Genomic DNA, 21,408 nt, shown 5'->3' with positions numbered 1-21,408 from the left:
TGAAGGAAGCAGTATCTAACAAACTATTACTTAATAAAATTTTGATAGGAGGAAGAGCTCTTGAAAAAAATGTCGCCGCTGGAAGCAGCGAAAAGATTCATCGACGAACAATATTCTGAATGCAGCGGGGCTATGCTGGCGGGGAGTGTTGTCAGAGGGGAGCAAACAGAGACTTCAGATCTGGATATTGTGATTTTTGTAGATGGTTTGCAATCTGCCTATCGTGAATCAGTAATATTCAATGGATGGCCCATCGAAATGTTTGTCCACTCGATGACAAGCTATGAAGCATATTTTAAAAGCGATTATGACCGTGCCCGCCCATCATTGCAAAGAATGTTGGCTGAAGGCATCATCATCAAAGACTTTGCAGGTCTGGAAATGATCAAGAAGCAGGCAGAAGGAATTTTGGATGAAGGACCGGCACCGTGGACGGATGAAACCATCAAGATGAAACAGTATTTTATTACCGACGCGCTTGATGACTTTATCGGATCGAATAAAAGATCGGAAAGTATTTTCATTGCCAGCTCTCTTGCAGATCAAGTTCATGAATTCATTTTGCGGACAAACAGGAAGTGGATCGGAGCATCTAAATGGATTGTACGGGCATTAAGGAATCACGATGAAGGGATTGCCCATCAATTTGTTGATGCCTTCGATAAATTTTACGTGACAGGGGAAAAGGATGCGGTCATTGAATTCGTCAATCAAGTATTGGAGCCGTTTGGAGGGAGTTTATTTGCCGGTTTTTCAATGGGAAAGCAAACGGTAGAAAAAGGAGGTCATTGAATGTTTGCTTCATCTCCACAAGAAGCCTTGACGATGTATGAAAAGGCAACGAATTCCCATGATTTTGATAATGTATGTAAACTAATAAGCGAAGACGCCGTATATTTTTTTTCTGATGAAACGGTAAAGGGACTGGATGATCTTAAACAGTACTTCGAAAAGACCTGGAGTTATATCAAGGAAGAAGTATACAAGATGAATGATGTCATGTGGATTGCAGTTGACGAAACCAGTGCAGTTTGCATCTATCAATTCCACTGGCAAGGAATGATAGAAGGCAGTTTAAGAGAAGGGAAAGGCAGAGGCACAAACGTATTTAGAAAACAAGACCATGTATGGAAAGTGGCACATGAGCATTTAAGCCCAATCTAATGATTATAAAAAAACTTAGTAATTTTGAAAGGGTGGAAAGGAAAACAAACTGATTTCCACCCGATAAAATAATTTTAAGACTGATTTCCACCCGATAAAATAATTTTAAGACTGATTAGACATGGTATGGTATTACTGTGATGCCTTCAGTACTTATTTGTTTGAATAGTTCAACTTTTGAATATTGATTGTGGCAAGGTCCGTTACATGCATTGACAAATCACTCTCATCAAGCCAAACAAGAGCCGATGTTGGCGCAAGCAGTTCTTCTTCGGTTGCAAACTTTAGAAAGATACCCGTACCAATCGTATTGCCTGCTGAATAGACACGAATATAGTCTCCTAATCTAAACATATCATTCTCACCTCCTATTAAAAATCTTGCTTTTTATTTTTAAACAGCCTTTACTTGAATGGGCAGATTTGCAAGTGGTATATTTCCTTCATCAGAAACCAAATCAAGATTAAATAGATACTTTCCTGCTTTATTAAACGTGATAAATGAGAGAATACAGCTATTTAAAACAGGTTCTTCAAAAATGAATATACCGATGTCATTGAATACAATCGGTATAAATTCTCCTCCGACATTGATATATAAATCAAAATCATCTTTTTGAGAGGGTTTTTCTAATGTTACAACCACTCTTGAAGGCAAATCAGGATCTCCGGAAGTGACTGCACAAACGTTAAAAGCCTGCTGGTGGCCAACAAGCACAGTGCGTGGAATATTACTTGAAAGACTCGCTATCATCTAAACACCTCCTTTCCAAAAAAAACTGTTAGAGGTCCTCACACTATACTATTCTTTTATACAAATAAGGCTTGGACAAATAGGGTGATGATAATGTGGATTTTGTGGATTTTCATTTGAAATAAGATATATATGTAACCTTTATCCATCTGTTCCGTCCTATTAGTACATAAAAGTATGGAGGAATTTGATGAAAAAATTCATAGGAATATTAGTTTTGAGTCTTGTTTTGACTGGATGCGGCACTAAGGAGCTTGATCATCAAGTGAAAAGCGCAGATGCTTCAAATCAAGAAAAGGATACGAAAAGCCCTGAAAACAAGTCAGGCTGGAACACCATCAAGGTCGTAAGCGGACGCCCGATCATTGCAAAATTAAAGCCAAACAAGGGAAACTCGGCTAAGAGAGAAGAAATCATTACAAAGATCATGGAAGAAAAAGAGTTTAAGGAAGGAGTATACGGCAAAGCGACCAAAGAATTGGCAGAAGATTTATCTGTCCAGCAAGTGGAAGGACAGATCGCCATTCCTTTGGCGAATAAAATTTATGGAAGCCATCAAGGGTTCGATCAAGCAGGGGTCATATTTTTTGAGAATCAGTCGAGTGGAGATAAACAGGCTGGATTATGGATCGGAATCAAGAAAGCAGATGACAAGTTAAAAAAACTTGTTGATGGTCTTCAGGCGAAAGTCGATGCCGGTGAGATTAATGCGAAGTATATTTACATTTTCTACACTCCTCATACGATGGCAGAGAATAATCAACTCAATAGCAAGGTAGTAAAAGCGCTCAACGATTTAAAAAGAGATAGTGATATTCAATTAAATTCAGCCTTTTCAGCAGTGAGCGTAAATACAATTGATGGCAGCGTGAAAATCGCCCACAATTTCATCACCAAAAAACAACAAGATATGCTTCGTAAACAATTTCCGGACAGAAAATTTCATTTCAAACAACAAGGCCGGATGGTTCCAAGAAAAGGGGAGCCGGATGTCGAGTATCCAAAGGAAAAATATACGGATCAGCCGGTAAAAAAAGGACAGATCATCCTTTCCGTTGGAGATGGGGACTTTATGGTCGGGTCCACCATTTACAAATTTAAAGATGCAGCCAAAAAATTAAAGCAGGGACAGCGGGTCATCGTTGATTCTACCGGTTTTATCCTGGATTCACTCCCAGGAAGAGGGACAGCGGTGTATGTCACTGTGCTGCCTGATTATAAACCGAAAAATGCGGATTTATCCGAATCTGAAGTGGTCCGAAAAGCACTGGCAAAAAATAAAAACAACCGGAACCCGGGCATTGGGCGCCTTGCATACGATGAACAATCCGATTCATGGGTCGTTGGCTTAAAATCAGATGGAATCCTGGACAGCACGAAAACTGTATTCATAAACATTGATGATAAATAAAGATAAGTAAATGATATGCTTATTTAATCCAAAAGCAGTGAAATCAGATGTATGATTTCACTGCTTTTTAAATGATGCGTTTTGCGCCTATGAAGACGGAACGCCAATAATCATCCAATGGTGCGATATGGACTAGTCCGGCATCACGGGTGGTATGCAGCATCTTATTGCGGCCAATGTATAAGGCGACATGTCCGATTTTTTTAATGCCTCTTTTATGTTTTCTTGATTCCGTCGTGAAAAATAGGAGATCACCTTCCCGGATGTTTTCTAATCCTACTCTTTTGCCGGCCATAAATTGCCGGCGCGAATTCCTCGGCAATTTGATCCCATTTTTTTGAAAGATGTACTGGATAAATGAGCTGCAATCGAATGTAGAGGCCTGAAAGGGAGGAGCATTGAATACATAGGGTATCCCCCTGTAGCGCAAACCGGTTGATATGATTTTTTTGACTAACATAATAAAGCCTCGTCTCAAGCTTTTTTTCAGTATATTCACGAGCTATGAAAATGCTTGGACAAACTGCTTCATTTTTTCGTTTTTTTCTTTTTGATCTGGATTACACGCTTAAATAGCGGATAGAACGCAAACCCTAGAAATACACCGCACATATTGAGGATGAGATCATCGATGTCCAGACTTCCTCTATGTGTCAAGTGCTGCATGATTTCAATCATGGAAATCGCTGTGAGCGGGTAGAATACTAGACTGAATAAAGACAATCCATCGCGGGATTTCTTAATTAATAGGAAGATTCCATATGGAACGAAAAGAATGACGTTGGCGGTCAAATTATAAAATTCCACAAGGAGCGGAACGCGTCCTGATATGAAGAACTTGATTGTTTGAAACGGCACCAGGTTCCAGTTGTCATAATTTTGGTTGCTTGGCCGGACGAATAGCAGCACCAGCAATGCACATGTATACATAAGCATGATGATGAAAAACAAATAATAGGGGATGACAATTTTGTGGTTGCGCACTGACAATACCAGAAAGGTGACGGTAAAGGTCAAGAATGCCCATATGACAGCAAAAGCAACAGGATGTATATACGAGAATAAATGGATGATGACTGGAAGCATCAGGATATAAATTGTCTGTGAAACAATAAATGAAAGAATAAAGGATTTTTTCATAGGTTCACCACATCTAGTTTTTAAACATAATTATACCATTTCACTGGGACAATATTTCGTTGAAAAATATTTTAAAAATTTTCTATTGTACAAGTTTAAAATTATGTGATATATTAAATTCGTCAAGTTAGTGCAAACGGTTTCACACCCGATTGCATAAAAACTTGAATGAAAAGATAGCAGAATTTGTATGATGTGGATACAAAAAGGTGTACTTAGCCAATATAAAAATCCCATCACTCATTTTTGCTATTTTGTGCAAACGGTTTCGTAAGATGCACTCAATAAATTTTAATGGGGGATTTACGATGAAAGGAAAAAAAATAGTAGCAGTCATTTTCTCAGCATTACTACTTTTAAGTGTTGCGCTGACAGGTTGTTCGTCTAATTCAGGCGGCAAGGATGAAGTAACTTTGGATGTTTTCCAATTTAAAGTCGAATTCAAGAAGCAATTCGAAGATTTAGTCAAGAAATATGAAAAAGAGCATCCAAACGTCCATATCAATATCACAACTGTCGGAGGCGGCCAAGATTACGGTGTCGCTTTAAAATCTAAATTTGCTTCTGGCAAAGAGCCAGCAATCTTTAACGTTGGTGGTCCTCAGGACGTAAAAGATTGGGAAGCGAAATTAGCCGACCTTTCAGATACGAAAGCAGCAGAAAACGCGCTTGATGGAACACTTGAAGGCGTTAAGAAAGATGGCAAGGTGCTTGGTGTCCCTTACAACCAAGAAGGCTACGGTTTAATCTATAACAAAGCGATCTTCAAAAAAGCAGGCATCAATCCTGAAGACATCAAAGACTTCAACAGCCTGCAAGCGGCAGTAGAAAAGCTGGATTCACAAAAGAAAGATTTGGGCATCAAAGCAGTATTCGCACTCCCAGGAAAAGAAACTTGGGTAACTGGTTTACATTTGTCAAATGCGTTCTTGGCACCGGAATTTGATAACAATGTATTGAATGCATTCAATGCAAAAAAAGTTGATTTCAAATATGGTGATGCAATGAAAAACTTCATCGATCTTCAAAATAAATACTCTGTACAGCCGACTGTAAGCCTTGATTACTCTCAGCAGGTTGAAGAATTATTCTCCACTGGAAAAGTGGCGATGATTCAGCAAGGAAACTGGGTATACGGTTCTATCGCTGGAATCGATGAAGATCTTGCACAAAATAACGTAGGACTTCTGCCAATCCCGGTTCAAGGCTACAAAGAAGACGCTGTTCCTGTAGGAATTCCAATGTACTGGGCAGTCAACAAAAACAAAGACAAAAAAGTTGTAGCTGAATCCAAGAAATTCTTGGATTGGTTATACACTTCTGACGAAGGAAAGAAAGCCGTATTGCAAGATTTCAAATTCATTCCTGCATACAAAGGATATGATCTGGATAAAATCCAAGATCCAATTTCTAAAGAAATCTATCAATATGCACAAAGCGGAAACACAATCGGCTGGGTATTCATGGGCTATCCAAGCGGGTGGGGAATGGACACACTCGGAGCGGACATCCAAAAATACCTAAGCGGAAAAGCAAGCTGGGATGAAGTTGTGAAAGATTCTCAAAAAGCTTGGGAAGTTGCACGTAAATAATCATTCCATTGAATAGTTGAAATGTGAACAAAGTAGCAGAAGAGGTTCCTGCTACTTTGTTTTGCTAATAAATGTTCCTTTCATCCAGATATATAGACTGAAATGTTTTGGAGGTATTCATATGCGTACTCGCGATCTATCCTATTGGTTATTTCTCGCACCTGTTCTCATTGCTTTGACACTTGTTGTCATCGTGCCGCTCTTATTCGGGGTTTATTATTCCTTTACAGACTGGAACGGGATCACAAGCGGAAATTTCGTCGGATTCGATAACTATATAAAAATGCTTCATGATGATGAATTTGGTAAATCTTTATGGTTCACAGTCAAATTTTCTGTCGCTTCAATCATTCTAATCAATGTCATCGGACTTTCTTTGGCATTAGTGGTGACATCTAAAATTAAGACAAGCAAATTCTTGAGAACGATCTTCTTCATGCCGAACTTGATCGGTGGTTTAATTTTAGGTTTCATCTGGCAATTCATTTTCATCAAAGTTTTTGCAAGCGTTGGCGACGTAATTGGTGTCGAAGCATTAAAAGGATGGCTTTCAACGACTCAGACAGGATTCTGGGGACTGGTGATTCTCATGAGTTGGCAGATGTCCGGCTACATCATGGTTATCTACATCGCTTATTTGGAAGGTCTTCCACAGGAGCTGTTGGAAGCTGCTGATATCGATGGGGCAAATGCATTTCAGCGGTTCCGGTATATCATTTTCCCATTGGTTGCACCAGCCTTCACGGTCAGCATGTTCTTGACATTATCAAATTCGTTTAAATTATATGATCAGAACCTTTCATTGACAGGGGGAGGACCATTCAAATCCACGCAAATGGTGGCGATGGAAATCTTCCAGACGGCCTTCGGTGAAAACCAAATGGCTTATGCACAAGCAAAAGCGGTCATCTTCTTCGTCATTGTGGCGATCATTTCATTGACACAGGTTTACTTCAGCAAGAAAAGGGAGGTTGAAATGTAATGGGCAGAAAGAAATATTATATCATCGAGATCATCGGCGTCATCCTCGCCCTATTATGGCTTTCACCTTTTTATTTGATGATTGTCAACTCCTTGAAATCCAAGAAAGAAATATTCACGGATGTTCTGAAATTGCCTAAGGCATTCAATCTTGACAATTATATTGAAGCATTCAATCAGCTTGAATTCATCAAAACCTTTTTGAATTCCTTGCTGATCACGGTTATCAGCGTTGCCATCATCATCATTTTTTCATCAATGGCAGCTTATGCCCTATCACGGAATAAAGGAAAAATGAGTGGTGTGTTATTCTTCATTTTTGTCGCTGCCATGTTGATTCCTTTCCAATCAGTGATGATTCCGCTTGTAACGATATTTGGAAAGTTCCAGATGCTTAATCGTATCGGACTGATTTTCATGTATCTCGGTTTCGGAAGCAGTTTATCGATTTTCTTGTATCACGGAACGTTGAACGGCATTCCAAAAACATTGGATGAAGCGGCCAAAATGGATGGCTGCAATAAATTCCAAACGTTTTGGTATATCATTTTCCCAATGTTGAAACCAATTACGGTGACCGTGGGAATCCTCAATACCATCTGGATTTGGAATGACTATCTACTCCCATCCTTGGTCATCAACCAGGAGGGGATGCAAACGATCCCGTTAAGGATGTTCTTCTTCTTCGGAGAGTATACAAAGCAGTGGCACCTTGCACTTGCTGGATTGACGATCGCGATCATTCCTGTCATCATCGGGTACTTCTTTGCACAGCGTGAAATAATTAAAGGAATTTCGGATGGCGCTGTAAAATAATAGAGTAATAGGCGTTTATTTGTAAAAAAGCGCATTAAATATAAGTTTTTTCACGAGAGAGAGGATATAGATGAAGAAATTATGGTGGAAAGAAGCGGTAGCATATCAAGTATATCCGAGAAGCTTCATGGATTCGAACGGCGATGGAATCGGTGATTTGCAAGGTATGATCTCCAAGCTGGATTACATTAAAGATTTGGGAATCGATGTCATTTGGATCTGTCCGATGTATAAATCACCAAATGATGATAACGGCTATGATATCAGTGATTACCAGGACATCATGACTGATTTCGGTAATATGGATGATTTCGATCAGTTGATGAAAGAAGTTCATAACCGAGGCATGAAGCTGATCATCGATTTGGTCATCAACCATACGAGTGATGAACATCCGTGGTTCATTGAATCGAGATCCTCAAGAGATAACCCGAAGCGCGATTGGTATATTTGGCGCGACGGGAAGGCTGGTCAAGAGCCGAATAACTGGGAAAGCATTTTCAGCGGATCTGCCTGGGAATACGATGAAAAGACCGAACAATATTATTTGCATATATTCTCACGCAAACAGCCCGATCTAAATTGGAAGAACCCGGAAGTGCGGAGCGAGCTTTACAATATGATCAATTGGTGGCTTGATAAAGGCATCGACGGATTCCGGGTCGACGCAATCAGTCATATTATGAAGGAAGACGGACTTAAAGATATGGCGAACCCGGAAGGACTGAAATATGTTTCTTCCTTTGACAAGCATATGAATGTTCAGGGGATTCAGAAGTACCTTCAGGAATTGAAGGATGAGACGTTTTCCAAATACGATATCATGACGGTCGGAGAAGCAAATGGCGTCAGTGTCGATGAAATCGATCAATGGGTCGATGAGGATAAAGGGAAGTTCAATATGATTTTCCAATTCGAGCATTTAAGTCTTTGGGACGCTGAAAAGAAAAAAGAGCTGGATATCGTCGAGCTGAAGGAATGTCTTTCCAGATGGCAAAAGAGCTTGGAAGGTTCCGGTTGGAATGCGTTGTTCATTGAAAATCACGATAAGGCACGTGTTGTGTCGACCTGGGGAAATGACAAGGAGTTTTGGCGTGAAAGTGCAACCGCTTTCGCTACAATGTACTTCTTGATGCAGGGCACACCATTCATTTATCAGGGACAAGAGCTCGGCATGACGAATGTAAAATTCAATACGATTGAAGAATACAATGATGTCGCGATTAAAAATATGTATCGCATCAAACGCGAGGATGGTGTGCCCCACGAAGAAATCATGGAAAATATTTGGGCAACCGCCCGCGACAACTCCCGCACCCCGATGCATTGGAACGGTGAAGAGAATGCCGGCTTTACGACTGGCACACCTTGGCTGGGCGTAAACCCCAACTACAAGGAAATCAACGTAGAAGCAGAGCTGAAGGATGAAAATTCTGTATTGAATTTTTATAAACAACTGATCAAATTAAAAAAATCAAACGACGTTTTCACGTATGGAACGTACGATCTATTGCTTCCTGAAGATAGTCAAATCTATGCATATACACGAACGCTGGACAATGAAAAAGTCGTCATTGTCACAAATTTGAGTGATAAACCTGCACTTTCCATCGACTTAAGTTTCAAGGTTGAAAGCGATCGTCTACTTCTTTCAAATTTAGACGTTGAAGGTCATTCAGCGACTCCGGTCTTAAATTTGAAGCCGTATGAAGCCCGGGTTTACAGAGTGAAATGATTCAAAAGCACACTTCTTACTTGTGAGTGAAAAAGACAAACATCATATTCATCCTTATAGTGATGAATAAAAAGAGCCAAAAAAATGCCTATCACACTTGATAGGCATTTTTTTCTTCTATAGTTATTGTTAACAGAGAAATTCCCTATATGGTGAAGTATCGTTGCCAATGCTTTTTTAGAACTTTTTAGAAAGATAATCTGCGATGGTTTTTATATCTTTATTGTTTCTAGACTCATTCATCTCTTGAAATAGTTTCGGGTCACAAGTGAATTTTTTGTCAGCATTCTGTAACCAAACAGCAGCGATTCGTTTTCCGTCATTTTCGTTATCAGAAACGATGGTGATGATATCTTTCAATCCATCTTTGTTTACATCCTGAAATGAAACTGCTTGAACATCTACATTATAGGGGAAAGGTGCATCATCAAAGCTATAAAGAATGTTTCCGTTTGCATTGGTTAAATAAAAGACGGTCGGTATGTGATTGCCGCCTGTAATTTTTCCCGATACAAAATTAACATTCCCCCACGATTTGAAATTTACTGCAAAAGACTGATTATCAAGGGCGGTAAAACCTTTTACATTTTTTATATTCTCTGGAGTTTCTGTATCTGCTGGGCTAGTCTTTTCAATTGAATCATTCGTGTTCGAATGATTTGATGGCGGACTACTATCTGAAACTTTAGGTGCATCCGTTTGTGATTGATTTTGTTGTGAAGTATCTACTGATGAACTGCCAGATGAAATTCCACATGCCGATAAGGAGAACAATATCACGGCTGATAGTATTGAGATGATTATTTTCACATTTAAACCTCCGATGTAATAAATATACAAATACCTTCATTCATTTTAACAAAGGTTTATGGATTTGGCTCAGAATTTGTTAATCACTTCATCTTCCGTAACGTTTCCGTGCAGTATTAAGCATTTTATATGTAGGAATTGTTAAAAAACGCTGTTGATTTCCATGCAAGTCTGCGCTTTCCCTCCAAAATAATATTCAAAAATATGGTAATGGACATGGATTGTACCATATTTTTCAAATAATACCCGCTCATCATTATTAATCAGTTAATAATCTTTTCACCTATCAAATTTGTAAAATAGTTCAAATTACCTCTTTGAAATAAGTCGAAATGACATTGAAAATTATAGTATTATAATTTATAATTTTAAGAATATTAGCAATTGGGAAATGGGGGAATTATATGAAATTATATGTTTCTGTGGATATGGAAGGGATTACTGGGCTAGTCGACCATACCCATGTGGACTCGGGGAAGCATAATTATGAACGCGGCCGTGCAATCATGACCGACGAAGCAAATTATGTGATTACATCTGCCTTCGAACAAGGATGCAAGGAAGTGGTTGTCAACGACAGCCATTCAAAAATGAATAATTTATTGATTGAAAAACTGCATCCAGAGACCCAGTTGATCACCGGGGATGTCAAACCTTTTTCAATGGTCCAGGGGCTCGATGATTCCTATTCAGGAGCAGTCTTTGTCGGTTATCATGCACGTGCTGCCCAAAAAGGGGTAATGTCGCACTCGATGATATTTGGTGCGAGGAATATGTACATAAATGACGTGGCAATAGGTGAATTGGGCTTCAATGCTTATGTTGCAGGATATTATGGTGTTCCGGTCATTATGGTGGCTGGGGATGACCAAGCTGCTGCAGAAGCGGAGGCATTAATACCAAATGTGACGACAGCCATTGTGAAGGAGTCGATTTCACGCTCGGCTGCAAAATCACTGACGCCTGTGAAGGCAGGACAGCTCCTTCAACAAAAGACGGAAGAAGCATTAAAAAATAAAGAAAATGTGAAACCGCTTACTCCTCCGGATCATCCGTTGCTTCGCATTGAATTCACCAATTACGGTGAAGCAGAATGGGCCAATTTAATGCCTGGAACTGAAATCGAGCAGGGCACGACCATTGTCCGTTACCAAGCAAAAAATATATTAGAAGCGTACCAAGCGATGCTTGTCATGACGGAATTAGCAATGAGAACCACATTTTGTTAGGAAGTGTGAACTGAATGACTACATACTTATTAAAAAGGCTTCTTGCTATGATCGTGACCTTATGGCTGATCATCACGCTGACATTTTTCTTGATGCATTCAATACCAGGTTCACCGTTCAATGAGGAGCGGAATACGAGCGAAGCGGTCCAACAGAATTTGAATTCTTTCTATCATTTGGATGAGCCGCTGCCAGTGCAATATATGCTTTATATGAAATCAGTTGTCACTCTGGATTTTGGTCCTTCCATTAAAAAATCTTCTCAATCCGTCAACGAACTTTTAGGCCGGGGTTTTCCGGTTTCTTTCGAACTAGGATTCGACACACTGATCATCGCCATCATTTCGGGGATCGCCCTCGGAGTCGTCGCAGCACTTAAACACAATGGAGTAATTGATTATTTGGCAATGACCATTGCTGTTTTAGGGATATCCGTTCCAAACTTTGTCATGGCGACACTCCTGATCCAGGAAGTGGCAGTCAATTGGGGGATCCTTCCCGTCGCCACCTGGACGAGCTGGAAGCATATGGTCCTGCCGATTTTGGCGCTTGCGACCGGTCCGATGGCCATCATCGCCCGCTTGACACGCTCGAGCATGCTTGAGGTTTTGACACAGGACTACATAAAGACAGCAAAAGCAAAGGGCTTGTCACCCATGAAGATCGTGATCAAGCATGCCTTAAGAAATGCGCTCCTTCCTGTCGTGACGCTGCTTGGATCATTGACTGCAGGGATATTGACCGGGACGTTTGTAATCGAGAAGATCTTTGCCATCCCTGGAATGGGGAAATATTTTGTAGAGAGCATCAACCAGCGAGACTATCCGGTCATCATGGGAACAACGGTCTTTTACAGTGCACTATTGATCTTCATGCTATTTTTAGTGGATATGGCTTATGGCATACTTGATCCACGCATTAAGCTGTCCAAGGAGGGGAAATAATGGAGCTGCGAAAACAACATGAATCGAACGTCGCGCCGCATATTCCCGATGAATGGTTTGTGCCAAAACAAAAGGACTTGGCAGAAGCGGAAGCAGTCGTCCGTCCGAGCTTGTCGTATTGGCAGGACGCATGGCGCCGGCTTTTGAAAAATAAATTGGCTATGGGAGGACTGATCTGCCTGATCGTGTTGGTCATCATGGCCACTATCGGACCGATCATTTCACCCCATTCCGTGACGAAACAAAATCTGATTGAGCAGAACCTGGCACCTTCAGGGGACCACTGGTTTGGAACAGATGAACTTGGCCGCGACGTATTTGCTCGTACATGGTACGGCGCAAGAATCTCGCTGTTTGTCGGTGTCATTGCAGCCTTGATCGATTTCTTGATCGGCGTCTTATATGGCGGCATCGCCGGATATAAAGGCGGCCGCGCTGATAACCTGATGATGCGCTTCGTTGAAATCCTGTACGGGCTGCCCTACCTGCTTGTCGTCATCTTGATATCGGTGGTCATGGGCCCAAGCCTTCCGACGATCATCCTGGCATTGTCCATTACCGGCTGGGTCGGGATGGCGAGGATTGTGCGCGGACAGGTGCTTCAAATCAAAAACTACGAATTCGTTTTGGCCTCCAAAACATTTGGAACGAAAACGAGAAGGATCATCCGCAAGAACTTGCTGCCGAATACAATGGGACCGATCATTGTCCAAATGACCTTGACCGTTCCATCGGCCATCTTTGCCGAAGCATTTCTCAGCTTTCTCGGCATCGGGATCCAGCCTCCTTATGCAAGCTGGGGGTCGATGGCAAGTGATGGGCTATCTGCCATTTTGACAGGGCAATGGTGGCGTCTCTTCTTCCCGGCTTTCTTCATCTCATTGACGATGTTTTCATTCAATGTGCTGGGAGACGGGCTGCAGGATGCGCTTGATCCGAAGCTAAGGAGGTAGGCACCATGGAAAAAGTTCTTCAAGTGAACGATTTGCACGTTTCCTTCAAGACATATGGAGGCGAAGTGAAGGCTGTACGAGGGGTGACCTTCGATTTATATAAGGGAGAAACACTGGCAATCGTAGGTGAATCCGGGTGCGGCAAGAGCGTAACTTCTCAGAGCATCATGCGTTTGATTCCAGATCCACCCGGGAAGATCACCAACGGTTCCATCCTTTTTAACAATCAGGATTTAACTAGAATCACTGAAAAGGAAATGAGATCGATCCGAGGGTCGGACATCTCGATGATTTTCCAAGACCCCATGACGGCACTGAATCCCACGTTGACCGTCGGGGATCAAATCATGGAGGGTATCTTACAGCATGAGAAAATTTCACGCTCCGATGCGAAAAAGAAAGCCCTTGAAATGCTTGACCTTGTCGGGATACCAAGTCCGCAAATCCGGTTGAAGCAATACCCACATCAATTCAGCGGCGGTATGCGTCAAAGGATCGTGATTGCGATGGCACTCGTCTGTGAGCCTGAGATTTTGATCGCTGATGAGCCGACAACAGCACTGGATGTCACCATACAAGCACAAATCCTTGATCTGTTTAAAGATATTCAACATAAAACTGGTGTTTCGATTATATTGATCACCCATGACCTCGGCGTTGTAGCCCAAGTGGCAGACCGTATTGCGGTCATGTATGCCGGGAAAATCGTCGAGGCGGGTACGAGAAGGGAAATTTTCTACCGACCTCAGCACCCGTATACGAAAGGATTGCTGAACTCTGTGCCTCGCCTTGACTTGGAAAGCGGTGATTTAGAACCGATTGCGGGTTCTCCGCCGGATTTGTTCTCGCCGCCTGAAGGCTGTCCGTTTGCCGCCCGCTGTGAATATGCGATGGAGGTATGCGACAAAGCGTACCCATTCCAAACCAGTTTGACGAAGGACCATCGCGTCGAATGTTGGCTGCAGGACGAACGGGCACAAAAGATGCTGGCATCAATGAAATAGACATAGATGTGAAATGAAAATTGAATGAGGGGGAAAATCATGAAGAAAAAGGTTTTTGGGGTTTTATCGACAGCCGTGTTGATGTTCGGTCTCGCGGCATGTACGGCCAATGGTGATGCAAACAGTAAAGCGGAGGGCGATAGCAGCAGCTCCAAAGCAGCGAAAGTGCTCTATCTGAATAATGGGCAGGAACCAACCTCGCTAGATCCGCCAATCGGATTTGATTCAGTGTCCTGGAATGCATTGAACAACATCATGGAAGGTTTGACCCGTCTTGGAAAGGACAACCAGCCTGAAGCTGCAACAGCTGAAAAATGGGATGTTTCAGAAGATGGGAAGACGTATACTTTCCATATCAGAAAAGATGCGAAATGGTCAAATGGCGACGATGTGACAGCTGGAGATTTCGTCTATGCTTGGAAACGCCTGTTGAATCCTGATACCGGTTCTTCCGCGGCATTTTTAGGGTACTTCATTGATGGCGGTGAAGCATACAATACTGGTAAAGGTTCTGCAGATGATGTGAAAGTGAAGGCTGTCGATGACAAAACCTTCGAAGTCACGTTGACGAGTCCGCAAGCTTATTTCTTAAGCGTCATTGCAAATCCTGCGTTCTTCCCGATCGATGAAAAAGTGGCGAAGGATAATCCGAAATGGTTTGCTGAAGCCGATTCATATGTTGGAAATGGTCCTTTCAAATTGACAAAATGGGATCACGACAGCCGCATGGTCATGAAGAAGAATGATAACTACTGGGATGCTGACACCGTCAAGCTTGATGAAGTGGATTGGGCAATGGTTGATGATCCGAATACCGAATATCAAATGTACAAAACAGGGAAACTGGATGAGTCAGATGTTCCTGCAGATTTAGCCGACCAGCTTTTCAAAGAAGGAAATGTAAAGGTCGAAGATCAAGCAGGTACCTATTTCTATCGCTTCAATGTCAATATGAAGCCGTTTGATAATGAGAACATCCGCAAAGCATTTGCGATGGCGATCGATCAGCAAAAAATGGTCGACTTCGTAACGAAAAACAAAGAAAAACCTGCCTATGGATTTGTTTCTTATGGATTCAAGGATCCTTCAGGAGAAGATTTCCGCAAGCATAATGGAGACCTTGTGAAAACAGATGTAGAGCAAGCGAAAGCATTGTTGAAAAAAGGAATGGAAGAGGAAGGCTATGACAAGCTTCCGGAAGTGACCCTGACATACAGCACAAGCGATACTCACAAGAAAATTGCAGAAGCATTACAGCAAATGTTCAAAGAAAACCTAGGCGTTGACGTGAAGCTTGCAAACATGGAGTGGAACGTATTTGCCGATGAACAAAAGCAATTGAAATTCCAATTCTCCCGCAGTTCTTTCTTGGCTGACTATGCAGATCCAATCAACTTCCTTGAAAGCTTCATTACTGGTTCTTCCATGAACCGTACTGGCTGGAGCAATAAAGAGTATGATCAATTGATTGCTGATGCAAAAAATGAAGCAGATGAATCCAAACGCTTTGATGATATGTACAAAGCCGAAAAAATTCTTTTCGATGAAATGCCGATTGTTCCAATCCATTTCTACAATCATGTTTATTTACAAAACGACAAAGTGACTGGCGTCGTTCGTCACCCAGTCGGCTACTTAGAGCTTAAGTGGGCTGATAAAAAGTAATTCTTTTTGAGGGGTGTTCGATTCGAACACCCCTCTTTTAAAATGCTGTTTTCCCATACATTGTTGCTTTAGGTAATAAAATAGGATTGTTTAGGCAAAGTTCCAACTTCAATTTAGTGTATATAGGGAGAAAAGAGCCAGGATTCTATATTTAACGAGTGCGGTTGATTTCTGCGGAAGGGTGTTCTTTTTCCGAGGGGCCTCACAGGATGAGAGGTCGTTCGATGTTGGCACATGGACGTGCCGAACTTAATCGAACATCCGCCTAATATCTTCTCGCTACGCTGTGGGATCTAACCTTGCCCGCTGAACCATCCGGAGTCTCGCACCTTCCGCTCCAATCAAAATCCAAAGATAAATGGTTTTTAAGAAATCTTTTAAAAGCAACAATCACTGGGAAACAGACAAAATGAAAGGAGTGCTCCTGATGATCAAGCCTCAACGATTGAAAAAAGGGGATACCGTCGGCGTCATCGCACCAGCTTCTTCGCCCAATCAGGAAAACCTGAAGCGAGCAGTTTCCATCCTGGAAAATCGATTCGGATTAAACGTCAAACTAGGAAAAAACACACTACATACATATGGCTATCTTGCAGGAAAAGATGAGGAAAGATTGGAAGATCTTCACGGAATGTTTGCCGATCGCGATGTGAAAGGGATCATTTGTGCTTGCGGGGGCTACGGAACAGGCCGCATAGCATCTGATATCGACTATAAATTGATTAAAGAAAATCCGAAAATCTTCTGGGGCTACAGCGATATTACCTTCCTTCATACAGCCATTCGCCAACAAACCGGCCTTGCCACGTTCCATGGACCGATGCTCGGATCCGATCTTGGAAAAGAAGAGGCAGATGAACTCTCTATCTCACTGCTGAATCAATTGTTCGTACCAATGGAAACCCAATATAACAAGGATATTGCCCCATTGGAGACAATGATTGAAGGCAGTGCAGAGGGAAATCTTGTCGGGGGAAATCTATGTTTGCTCGTCAGCACGCTTGGGACAGAATTCGAAATCGACACGACAGGTAAGATCCTATTTATCGAAGACATCAATGAAGAGCCCCGCAGTGTTGACCGGATGCTCAATCAACTATACATGGCCGGGAAGCTTGGTGCTGCATCAGGGATTGTCATCGGCGATTTCAAAGACTGTGGTCCAGGCGAGCGAAATCCATCTTTAAGCTTGGATGAAGTGCTTGAGCACTATACAGCAAAAGTGAAAAAGCCTGCTGTCAAAGGCTTCAAGATTGGGCATTGCTCCCCGCATGTCTCTGTTCCACTTGGCGTTAATGCGACCTTGGATGCAACAAACAAACAACTCACCGTCGAATGCGGCGTGGAATAAAGGGTGATGACAAAGTGAAAATCGATAAAATTGAAACCTTCAGAGTGGCCGTGCCATTGACCAAACCGTTCAAAACGGCCCTCCGTACAGTCGAAGTGGCAGATACGATATTTGTCAAAGTTGAATGCGACAACGGAATTGTGGGCTGGGGAGAAGCTCCACCAACCGTTGTCATTACCGGGGACAGCCTCTTAAGTATAGAATCTTCCATTAATTCCGTTTTGAAACCGTTTTTACTAAACAAAAATCTATTGCATTATGAAGCTATTTTCCAAGGAATCCATGCCATCCTCGTCGGAAATACAAGTGCGAAGGCGGCTGTCGATATGGCACTGTATGACTGTCTTGCCCAGCATTGCAAACTGCCGCTCTATCAATTTCTCGGAGGCTATAAGAATCAACTCGAAACCGATTTCACCGTCAGTGTGAATGACCCTGCTGAAATGGGTGAAGATGCGGCTTCCTACGTTGAAAAAGGTTTTAATGTCTTGAAGGTAAAGGTAGGGAAAGATGAAGCTGCTACTGATCTGATCAGAATTCAGGAGGTAAGGAAAAGAGTCGGAAAGGATATTAAAATCCGTTTAGATGCCAACCAAGGCTGGACCCCGAAGGAAGCGATCCGCATCATTTCTAAAATGGAAGATATGGGTCTGGATATCGAACTTGTCGAACAGCCGGTGAAGGCCGATGACATCAATGGATTGAAGCAGGTTACCGATGCCGTCGATACCCTTATCATGGCGGATGAAAGCATCTTTTCCCCGAAACAGGCATTCCATGTCTTGAAAACAAGAAGTGCAGACTTGATCAATATTAAATTGATGAAAGCTGGAGGGATTTATAAAGCCCAGGCAATCAACCAGCTTGCTGAGGTTTGCGGGGTCGAATGCATGGTCGGCAGTATGATCGAGACAAGACTCGGCATTACGGCAGCAGCTCATTTCGCAGCAAGCAAAAAGAATATCACCCGATTTGATTTCGATGCTCCGCTTATGCTGGCAAAAGAAGTAGTGGAAGGCGGCATCCGCTACAATGGACGCAAGATTACTTTCCCTACCTCTACTGGCCTTGGCATTCAGCACATTCATTTAGGAGGAGGTGTCCCGATTGGCAGCTAACGAAAAATGGATTGTCAACGTCCCTGTGGCTACCATTTGGACCAAGTTTGATTCAGCACGCGGCATCGATCGCGGTGCGGTGACCAACCCAACCGATTTGAATGGCTGGTTATCTGGATTGACTTATGAAACAAGGTTGGATTTATGTGAATCAAACCGCGTTCAATCACAACTTTTGTTCGGTGAGGAAGTGAAGGTTCTAGAGGAGAAGGACGGATGGGCGCACATCATCGCGATCCATCAGCCATCCTCCAAGGATGAACGCGGCTACCCCGGCTGGGTGCCGATGGATCAATTAAGCAAATTAAGTGCGTGGGATGTTACACATGCTGAAATTGCTGTAGTTAACGTGGCTAAGGCCAAGTTAATCGGTGATTCTGACGACAGGGTTCTTTTATTGAGCTATCAGACCATACTGCCTGTTTTGGAAAAAACATCAACAATTGTAAAAGTGCAGACACCGATTGGAACAGGTTTTCTGAAAGCTGAAGAAACCACGGTCTATCCATCTGCAGCGCATATCCCGGTGGGAAGTGGCAAAGCGATCATCGCCTATGGTGAACAATTCCTGGGACTCCCATATCTTTGGGGGGGGATGAGCAGTTATGGCTATGACTGTTCTGGATTCAGCTACAACATGTGCAAGGCAAATGGCGTCATCATTCCCAGGGATGCCCATGACCAAGCGGAATCAGGTGAGAAAGTCGAATTGGATCAAATTTCACCGGGAGACCTGCTTTTCTTTGCATATGAAGAAGGAAAAGGCAGCCTTCATCACGTCGGAATTTATTATGGGGATGGGAAAATGCTTCATTCCCCGAATACCGGAAAAACCATCGAAATCATTTCATTGGCAGAAACGGTATACGAGAAGGAACTTTGCGCAGCTAGACGTTATTGGCAGGAGACGGAGGAATAATCATGACGAAACAAGTTCTTTTAGAAGTGAAGGAGTTAAAAAAACATTTTCATCTTGGCAAAAACCAGACATTAAAGGCTGTTGACGGGATTTCATTCAAGATTCACCAAGGGGAAACTTTTGGGATCGTCGGTGAATCCGGGTGCGGGAAATCGACTGCAGGACGCACGATCATCGGACTGTATGATGCAACCGATGGCGATGTCGTATTCGACGGGATGAATGTTCATGACATGAATGAGAAGGAGCGCTTTCAATTCCATAAACAGATGCAAATGATCTTTCAGGATCCATATGCTTCTTTGAATCCAAGGTCGACGGTGGCTGAGATCATTTCAGAACCGATGGAGGTCCATGGATTGTATAAAACCAAAAAGGAGCGATTGAAAAAGGTATATCAGCTGCTTGAGGACGTGGGGCTCAACCGGGACCACGCAAACCGCTATCCCCATGAATTCAGCGGCGGCCAGCGCCAGCGAATCGGGATCGCCCGTGCACTTGCCCTCGATCCGAAATTCATTATTGCCGATGAGCCGATTTCTGCACTTGATGTTTCTGTCCAGGCACAGGTCGTCAACCTGTTGAATCAGCTTCAAAGGGAAAAGGGGCTTACGTATTTATTTATCGCGCACGATCTATCGATGGTCAAACAGATTTCAGACCGCATCGCCGTCATGTACTTAGGCCATATCGTGGAGTTGACAGATAGCAGTCAACTTTATAAAAAACCACTGCACCCGTATACCCAAGCTTTGCTGTCAGCGATTCCCATTCCAGATCCGGACGTAGAGGACAAGCGGGAAAGGATCATTTTAAATGGTGAACTGCCAAGCCCGGTCGATCCACCGAGCGGATGTGTATTCCGGACGCGGTGCGCCCATGCGATGGATGCCTGCTCAGCAATCAAGCCAGCCTGGCAGGAAATTGATGAGAACCATTTTGTTGCCTGCCATTTATACGATAAGAAGATTACCGGCGGCCAAGATCATTCTCAAGTCGCGGCAAGCAAATAAAATGAATTTTAACGACCTAGAACGTGAAATCATGGGGATCGAGGCAGGCTGTGCGGGGCGCATCGGACTTTTTATCTCTGCAGACGAAGGACAGATTATGACCAATGAAGGTGAAAGCTTCCCTTCAGCCAGTCTCATAAAACTACCAATCATACTAGAAGCCTTTCGCCAGGCAGATGCAAGGAAGCTGGATCTCAATGAAAGAATCATGGTTCATCCGGAAGAGAAGGTTGGTGGGGCAGGCGTCCTTCCGGCTTTATCGGATAATATAACGTTCAATATAATTGATTTAATGACTTTGATGATCATCGTATCCGACAATACAGCCACAAATTTGGTAATTGATAAAATCGGCATGAAGTCCATTAATCAATTAATCTCCTGCTTGGACTTGAAGGAGACCTTGCTTTCAAGGAAGATGATGGACTTCGATGCCATCCATCAAGGCAGAAACAATTATACATCACCAAGAGATATAGTGACTCTCTTGAAAGAAATCCATCACGGAGAGATGCTAAATGAGAAAAGTCGACAACAGATCATCGGGATCATGCGGCAGCAGCAATTCACGGACAAACTACCTGCCTTGGTAGAGTCCGATAAAATTCGGATAGCGAACAAAACCGGGGAACTTGACGGCGTCGATCATGACTGTGCGATATTTGAGTATGGCGGAAAAACGGTGTTCGCTGCCGTCTTGATCGATGGATTGGTGGATAAGGTTAGTGGGAAATATACGATGAACCAAATTGGATGCGCCATAACCGATTATCTTTTGAGACAATAGCAAGCACTCCTTTCCAAAATGGG

General features: G+C 42.7%; 22 protein-coding genes. 17 read left to right on the top strand and 5 right to left on the bottom strand.

The genetic code is table 11. The features are described from left to right. Nucleotides 1–69: 69 nt before the first annotated feature. Nucleotides 70–792, top strand: coding sequence for a nucleotidyltransferase domain-containing protein (locus D9X91_RS14805; protein WP_121681464.1), 723 nt, complete (start codon nt 70–72; stop codon nt 790–792). Next, complete coding sequence (locus tag D9X91_RS14800) at nt 793–1,164, top strand: YybH family protein (protein WP_121681414.1); 372 nt, start codon at nt 793–795, stop codon at nt 1,162–1,164. Nucleotides 1,165–1,317: 153 nt separating this feature from the next. Here D9X91_RS14800 and D9X91_RS14795 read toward each other — a convergent pair whose 3' ends face one another. Both D9X91_RS14795 and D9X91_RS14790 read right to left on the bottom strand, forming a co-directional pair. Next, nucleotides 1,318–1,518, bottom strand: a complete 201-nt coding sequence (locus D9X91_RS14795; protein ID WP_121681413.1) for a hypothetical protein — start codon at nt 1,516–1,518, stop codon at nt 1,318–1,320. Between the two features lie 39 nt (nt 1,519–1,557). Continuing rightward, complete coding sequence (locus D9X91_RS14790) at nt 1,558–1,917, bottom strand: hypothetical protein (RefSeq protein ID WP_121681412.1); 360 nt, start codon at nt 1,915–1,917, stop codon at nt 1,558–1,560. 190 nt (nt 1,918–2,107) lie between these two features. Between D9X91_RS14790 and D9X91_RS14785 the strand changes: the two genes are divergently transcribed. Further along, the gene (locus tag D9X91_RS14785; protein WP_121681411.1) at nt 2,108–3,328 is read left to right on the top strand and encodes a hypothetical protein; all 1,221 of its coding nucleotides are present in this window, start codon (nt 2,108–2,110) and stop codon (nt 3,326–3,328) included. Nucleotides 3,329–3,395: 67 nt separating this feature from the next. Here D9X91_RS14785 and D9X91_RS14780 read toward each other — a convergent pair whose 3' ends face one another. Continuing rightward, the gene (locus tag D9X91_RS14780; protein WP_121681410.1) at nt 3,396–3,788 is read right to left on the bottom strand and encodes a C40 family peptidase; all 393 of its coding nucleotides are present in this window, start codon (nt 3,786–3,788) and stop codon (nt 3,396–3,398) included. A gap of 68 nt (nt 3,789–3,856) precedes the next feature. Next, a complete protein-coding gene (locus D9X91_RS14775; RefSeq protein ID WP_121681409.1) occupies nt 3,857–4,468 on the bottom strand; it encodes a VanZ family protein in 612 nt (203 codons plus the stop codon). 308 nt (nt 4,469–4,776) lie between these two features. Here D9X91_RS14775 and D9X91_RS14770 point away from each other — a divergent pair, with 308 nt between their 5' ends. From D9X91_RS14770 to D9X91_RS14755, 4 genes are all read left to right on the top strand, one after another. After that, on the top strand, nt 4,777–6,060 hold the full coding sequence (locus D9X91_RS14770) for an ABC transporter substrate-binding protein (RefSeq protein ID WP_121681408.1): 1,284 nt from the start codon (nt 4,777–4,779) through the stop codon (nt 6,058–6,060). Between the two features lie 121 nt (nt 6,061–6,181). Further along, the gene (locus tag D9X91_RS14765; RefSeq protein WP_121681407.1) at nt 6,182–7,042 is read left to right on the top strand and encodes a carbohydrate ABC transporter permease; all 861 of its coding nucleotides are present in this window, start codon (nt 6,182–6,184) and stop codon (nt 7,040–7,042) included. Further along, nucleotides 7,042–7,857: a carbohydrate ABC transporter permease gene (locus D9X91_RS14760; protein ID WP_121681406.1), complete on the top strand. Its 816-nt coding sequence runs from the start codon at nt 7,042–7,044 to the stop codon at nt 7,855–7,857. The genes D9X91_RS14765 and D9X91_RS14760 overlap by 1 nt, the downstream gene beginning before the upstream one ends. Before the next feature lie 70 nt (nt 7,858–7,927). Then, nucleotides 7,928–9,592, top strand: coding sequence for a glycoside hydrolase family 13 protein (locus tag D9X91_RS14755; RefSeq protein WP_121681405.1), 1,665 nt, complete (start codon nt 7,928–7,930; stop codon nt 9,590–9,592). A 177-nt stretch (nt 9,593–9,769) separates the two neighbouring features. Here D9X91_RS14755 and D9X91_RS14750 read toward each other — a convergent pair whose 3' ends face one another. Then, entirely contained in the window at nt 9,770–10,402 is a 633-nt protein-coding gene (locus tag D9X91_RS14750) for a hypothetical protein (RefSeq protein WP_121681404.1), read from the bottom strand. Between the two features lie 404 nt (nt 10,403–10,806). Between D9X91_RS14750 and D9X91_RS14745 the strand changes: the two genes are divergently transcribed. The 10 genes from D9X91_RS14745 to D9X91_RS14700 all read left to right on the top strand — a co-directional run bounded on the left by D9X91_RS14745 (nt 10,807) and on the right by D9X91_RS14700 (nt 21,385). Beyond that, a complete protein-coding gene (locus D9X91_RS14745) occupies nt 10,807–11,631 on the top strand; it encodes a M55 family metallopeptidase (protein ID WP_121681403.1) in 825 nt (274 codons plus the stop codon). 14 nt (nt 11,632–11,645) lie between these two features. Beyond that, complete coding sequence (locus D9X91_RS14740) at nt 11,646–12,575, top strand: ABC transporter permease (RefSeq protein WP_121681402.1); 930 nt, start codon at nt 11,646–11,648, stop codon at nt 12,573–12,575. After that, nucleotides 12,575–13,528, top strand: a complete 954-nt coding sequence (locus D9X91_RS14735; protein WP_121681401.1) for an ABC transporter permease — start codon at nt 12,575–12,577, stop codon at nt 13,526–13,528. Before D9X91_RS14740 ends, D9X91_RS14735 begins: the two co-directional genes overlap by 1 nt. 5 nt (nt 13,529–13,533) lie before the next feature. Continuing rightward, nucleotides 13,534–14,532, top strand: coding sequence for an ABC transporter ATP-binding protein (locus tag D9X91_RS14730; protein WP_121681400.1), 999 nt, complete (start codon nt 13,534–13,536; stop codon nt 14,530–14,532). A gap of 39 nt (nt 14,533–14,571) precedes the next feature. Further along, a complete protein-coding gene (locus D9X91_RS14725) occupies nt 14,572–16,197 on the top strand; it encodes a peptide ABC transporter substrate-binding protein (RefSeq protein ID WP_407644196.1) in 1,626 nt (541 codons plus the stop codon). Between the two features lie 427 nt (nt 16,198–16,624). Beyond that, on the top strand, nt 16,625–17,548 hold the full coding sequence (locus D9X91_RS14720) for a S66 peptidase family protein (RefSeq protein ID WP_407644195.1): 924 nt from the start codon (nt 16,625–16,627) through the stop codon (nt 17,546–17,548). A 14-nt stretch (nt 17,549–17,562) separates the two neighbouring features. Then, nucleotides 17,563–18,666 carry a mandelate racemase/muconate lactonizing enzyme family protein gene (locus D9X91_RS14715; RefSeq protein ID WP_121681398.1) on the top strand — a complete coding sequence of 368 codons (1,104 nt, stop codon included), beginning with the start codon at nt 17,563–17,565 and terminating at the stop codon, nt 18,664–18,666. Beyond that, entirely contained in the window at nt 18,656–19,585 is a 930-nt protein-coding gene (locus tag D9X91_RS14710) for a C40 family peptidase (RefSeq protein WP_121681397.1), read from the top strand. Before D9X91_RS14715 ends, D9X91_RS14710 begins: the two co-directional genes overlap by 11 nt. A gap of 2 nt (nt 19,586–19,587) precedes the next feature. Then, nucleotides 19,588–20,598: an ABC transporter ATP-binding protein gene (locus D9X91_RS14705; RefSeq protein ID WP_121681396.1), complete on the top strand. Its 1,011-nt coding sequence runs from the start codon at nt 19,588–19,590 to the stop codon at nt 20,596–20,598. Beyond that, nucleotides 20,513–21,385, top strand: a complete 873-nt coding sequence (locus D9X91_RS14700) for a serine hydrolase (RefSeq protein WP_121681395.1) — start codon at nt 20,513–20,515, stop codon at nt 21,383–21,385. Before D9X91_RS14705 ends, D9X91_RS14700 begins: the two co-directional genes overlap by 86 nt. The last annotated feature ends 23 nt before the right edge of the window (nt 21,386–21,408 follow it).

The sequence above is a fragment of the Falsibacillus albus genome (genome assembly GCF_003668575.1).
In the GTDB taxonomy this organism is placed as follows: domain Bacteria; phylum Bacillota; class Bacilli; order Bacillales; family DSM-25281; genus Falsibacillus; species Falsibacillus albus.
This window is presented reverse-complemented; position numbering and strand designations above follow the sequence as displayed.